The following is a 4,369-nucleotide window of genomic DNA, read 5'->3' on the forward strand; positions in this document are numbered from 1 at the left end:
AAAAATCATTAAAATAATCCCTCGAAGGAGAGAGCGTATTATGGATAAACAGAGAATCTTTGAAATACTAATCACCAATATTTGCGAGGTGCTTCCTGAATTAGACGGACACAGATTTGAGCCTGAAGATCAGCTAGTTGAGCTAGGAGCTGACTCTGTAGACAGAGCTGAAATTATCACGATGGTGCTAGAGGATTTATCGTTAAAAATCCCTCGCATTGAGCTATCCGGGGTGAAAAACATCGGTGAATTAGCTGAGGTGCTTTATGACAAAGTGCAATCTGCCTGAGGTGGTGGTGACCGGTGTAGGCGTTACGGCCTCTATCGGTCAAGGGAAAGAGGACTTTGCTTCCTCGCTGCTGTCCGGCAGACATGCCTTTGATGTCATGAAGCGTTCAGGCAGACAAAAAGACAGCCGGTTTATCGGAGCCGAAATTGCGTCATTGTCTTATCCTGACCGACTCTCTAAAAAAATGTTGCGAAAAGCATCATTCTCCAGCCGCGCTGCATTGGTAACTCTCACAGAGGCTTGGGAGGAGGCTGAATTGGACGATGCAGATTCCTCACGTATCGGACTGGTTGTTGGCGGGTCAAATTTTCAACAGAGAGAAAACTTTGAAGTTTATGAAAGGTATCAAGACCGCTCCGGTTTTATTTCTCCGGCGTATGGCCTGTCTTTCATGGACAGCGATCTTTGCGGGATATGTACAGATCAGTTTGGCATCACGGGATTAGCATATACGGTGGGAGGAGCCTCGGCCAGCGGCCAGTTAGCAGTCATTCATGCGATACAGCAAGTCCTGTCAGGCGAAGTTGATACTTGCATTGCACTTGGTGCTTTAATGGATCTTTCTTATATGGAATGCGAGGCGCTAAGGGCTTTAGGCGCTATGGGGACGGACAAATATGCTGATGAACCTGAAAAAGCGTGCCGTCCCTTCGATCAAAACAGAGACGGGTTTATCTATGGAGAATCGTGCGGTGCATTGGTAATAGAACGAAAGGAGACGGCTTTACGAAGAGGTCTTAAACCTTATGCAGCATTGTCTGGCTGGTCAATCAAACTGGACGGAAACCGGAATCCTGATCCTTCATTAGAAGGAGAGATTCATGTCATCCAGAAGGCACTGGAGCGTGCCAGGCTTTTACCAGAAGATATTGATTATATTAATCCTCATGGAACAGGCTCTTTTATTGGAGATGAAATAGAATTAAAGGCGCTCCGTGCATGCCGGCTTTCCCATGCTTATATCAATGCAACAAAATCGATAACCGGACACGGGCTTAGTGCGGCGGGCATCGTAGAGATTATTTCTGTTTTGCTGCAAATGAAAAAATCTGCCCTGCATCCGAGCCGGAATTTGGATCATCCAATCGATGATTCCTTTCATTGGGTAAATGAGAAATCGATTTCATACCGCATCAAAAATGCGCTGAGCTTAAGCATGGGGTTTGGCGGAATGAACACCGCGGTTTGTATACAAAACATTGAGAAATGTGGAGGCGAATCATAAATGGTTTCAGCCGGAATAGAAGCGATGAATGTCTTTGGCGGAACGGCATACCTTGATGTCATGGAGCTGGCCAAATACAGACACTTAGATACTGCGAGATTTGAAAACTTATTAATGAAAGAAAAAGCGGTAGCGCTGCCTTATGAAGATCCCGTGACCTTCGGAGTCAATGCAGCTAAGCCGATTATTGATGCTTTATCTGAAGCAGAGAAGGACCGGATTGAATTGCTGATCACTTGCTCTGAATCCGGGATCGACTTTGGGAAATCGTTAAGTACATATATCCATGAATATTTAGGTCTCAACCGCAACTGCCGTTTGTTTGAGGTTAAACAGGCGTGTTATTCAGGGACAGCGGGATTTCAGATGGCGGTGAATTTTATATTATCCCAAACTTCTCCGGGTGCCAAAGCACTGGTTATCGCCAGTGATATTTCACGTTTTTTAATCGCTGAGGGCGGAGACGCTTTAAGCGAAGATTGGTCTTATGCGGAACCGAGCGCCGGAGCGGGAGCGGTGGCCGTTTTAGTTGGCGAAAATCCCGAGGTGTTTCAAATAGATCCCGGAGCAAATGGTTATTACGGCTATGAAGTGATGGACACGTGCCGCCCCATTCCCGACAGTGAAGCGGGAGATTCTGATCTGTCTTTAATGTCATATTTGGATTGCTGCGAACAGACCTTTCTGGAATATCAAAAGCGTGTACCGGGTGCCAATTATCAGGACACGTTTCAATATCTTGCTTACCATACTCCCTTTGGCGGGATGGTGAAAGGTGCGCACCGGACAATGATGCGTAAGGTGGCGAAGGTGAAAACATCCGGGATTGAGCCAGATTTTTTAACTCGGGTAAAACCAGGTTTAAACTACTGTCAACGAGTTGGAAATATTATGGGGGCAGCCTTGTTTCTGGCATTGGCCAGCACGATAGACCAAGGGAGATTTGATACGCCTAAACGAATTGGCTGTTTTTCCTACGGATCCGGCTGCTGTTCTGAATTTTACAGCGGAATTACAACTCCGCAAGGCCAGGAGCGTCAGCGAACATTTGGTATTGAGAAGCATTTGGATCGCCGGTATCAGCTCTCCATGGAAGAGTATGAGCTGCTGTTTAAGGGGAGCGGGATGGTGCGGTTTGGGACGCGCAATGTAAAGCTGGACTTTGAGATGATACCGGGCATCATGCAGTCCACTCAAGAGAAGCCGCGCTTGTTTTTAGAAGAAATTTCTGAGTTTCATCGGAAGTACAGGTGGATCTCGTGACCTATCAAACGATAAAGGTCCGCTTTCAAGCATCGGTTTGCTATATTACCTTTCACCGTCCTGAAGCGAATAATACGATTAATGACACGCTGATAGAAGAATGCTTGCAAGTGTTAAACCAATGTGAAACATCAACGGTGACGGTTGTCGTTTTAGAGGGGCTTCCCGAGGTGTTTTGTTTCGGAGCGGATTTTCAAGAAATCTATCAGGAAATGAAAAGGGGCAGAAAACAGGCAAGCTCCCAAGAGCCTCTCTATGATTTGTGGATGAAATTGCAGACCGGCCCTTATGTCACGATTTCGCATGTCAGGGGAAAAGTGAATGCCGGCGGTCTTGGATTTGTATCTGCCACAGATATTGCCATTGCTGATCAGACGGCGTCATTCAGTCTCTCTGAGCTGCTATTCGGCCTGTACCCTGCTTGTGTTTTACCGTTTCTGATCCGCCGTATCGGCCGGCAGAAAGCGCATTATATGACGCTTATGACAAAGCCGATTTCCGTTCAGGAAGCCAGTGAATGGGGGTTAATAGATGCTTTTGATGCTGAAAGTGACGTGCTGCTGAGAAAGCATTTATTGCGTTTGCGGAGGCTGAATAAAAAAGGAATCGCACATTATAAACAGTTTATGAGCTCACTTGATCATCAAGTCAGTCGTGCGAAAGCCACCGCTTTAACTGCAAATCAAGACATGTTTTCTGATCCTCAAAACCAAATGGGAATCATCAGGTATGTTGAAACAGGACAATTCCCATGGGAGGATCAGTAACCGTTTCAATCAGAACCGTTAGGAGGACATCATGACGCATTCTGTTGTAGAGCTTATCGAAATTGAATCCGCCATTATTCAGGTAAAGATGCAAGATCGCACTCATAAAAACGCGTTTTCACAAGAACTTACAGATGGTTTAATTCAAGCGTTTGAATACATACGGCAGAACCCCAAATACAAAGCGGTCATTTTGACAGGATATGATAATTATTTTGCTTCAGGAGGAACGCAAGAAGGACTGCTTCGAATTCAACAGGGATTGACCAAGTTCACTGATGACAATCTTTATTCTCTGGCGCTGGATTGTGAGATTCCAGTTATTGCGGCAATGCAGGGCCATGGAATTGGAGGCGGCTTTGTCATGGGGCTCTTTGCTGACATAGTCATTCTGAGCAGAGAAAGCGTGTATACGGCTAATTTTATGAAATACGGATTTACGCCTGGAATGGGCGCTACCTTTATCGTTCCTAAAAAACTGGGTTTCAGCCTGTCCCAGGAAATATTATTGAATGCGGGCAGCTACCGCGGAGCTGATCTTGAAAAAAGAGGGGTTCCTTTTAAGGTGCTGCCCCGTGCAGAAGTGTTAGATTATGCAGTGGAGCTGGCGCAAGAACTGGCGGAAAAGCCGAGAAACTCACTGGTTACACTGAAAGATCATTTGGTTGCCCCGCTTCGCGATCAGCTGCCGCGCGTCATTGAACAGGAACTGATGATGCATGATAAAACATTTCATCATGAAGAAGTCAAAAGTAGAATCAAAGGTTTATATGGTAATTAACTGAAAATATATATAAATTTTGCAGGTGAAATGGAGGCAGCGTG

The 4,369-nt window shown here is 45.7% G+C and carries 5 protein-coding genes; all 5 read left to right on the forward strand.

All coding sequences use genetic code 11. From position 1 onward, the window contains the following. The first annotated feature begins 40 nt into the window (after positions 1-40). Genes MKX38_RS09080 through MKX38_RS09100 form a run of 5 tightly spaced genes read left to right on the forward strand, consistent with a single transcriptional unit; the run spans position 41 to position 4,325 of the window. Positions 41-289 carry an acyl carrier protein gene (locus MKX38_RS09080; RefSeq protein ID WP_339189220.1) on the forward strand — a complete coding sequence of 83 codons (249 nt, stop codon included), beginning with the start codon at positions 41-43 and terminating at the stop codon, positions 287-289. Next, positions 267-1,514: a polyketide biosynthesis malonyl-ACP decarboxylase PksF gene (gene pksF / locus MKX38_RS09085; protein ID WP_029726473.1), complete on the forward strand. Its 1,248-nt coding sequence runs from the start codon at positions 267-269 to the stop codon at positions 1,512-1,514. The genes MKX38_RS09080 and pksF overlap by 23 nt, the downstream gene beginning before the upstream one ends. Next, positions 1,515-2,777, forward strand: coding sequence for a polyketide biosynthesis 3-hydroxy-3-methylglutaryl-ACP synthase PksG (gene pksG, locus MKX38_RS09090; RefSeq protein ID WP_015383707.1), 1,263 nt, complete (start codon positions 1,515-1,517; stop codon positions 2,775-2,777). It begins immediately after the preceding gene. Further along, entirely contained in the window at positions 2,765-3,544 is a 780-nt protein-coding gene (locus tag MKX38_RS09095; RefSeq protein ID WP_010886512.1) for an enoyl-CoA hydratase/isomerase, read from the forward strand. Before pksG ends, MKX38_RS09095 begins: the two co-directional genes overlap by 13 nt. Before the next feature lie 31 nt (positions 3,545-3,575). Continuing rightward, positions 3,576-4,325: a polyketide synthase gene (locus MKX38_RS09100; RefSeq protein ID WP_167408161.1), complete on the forward strand. Its 750-nt coding sequence runs from the start codon at positions 3,576-3,578 to the stop codon at positions 4,323-4,325. The last annotated feature ends 44 nt before the right edge of the window (positions 4,326-4,369 follow it).

Source organism: Bacillus sp. FSL M8-0025 (assembly GCF_037975475.1).
GTDB lineage: Bacteria > Bacillota > Bacilli > Bacillales > Bacillaceae > Bacillus > Bacillus subtilis.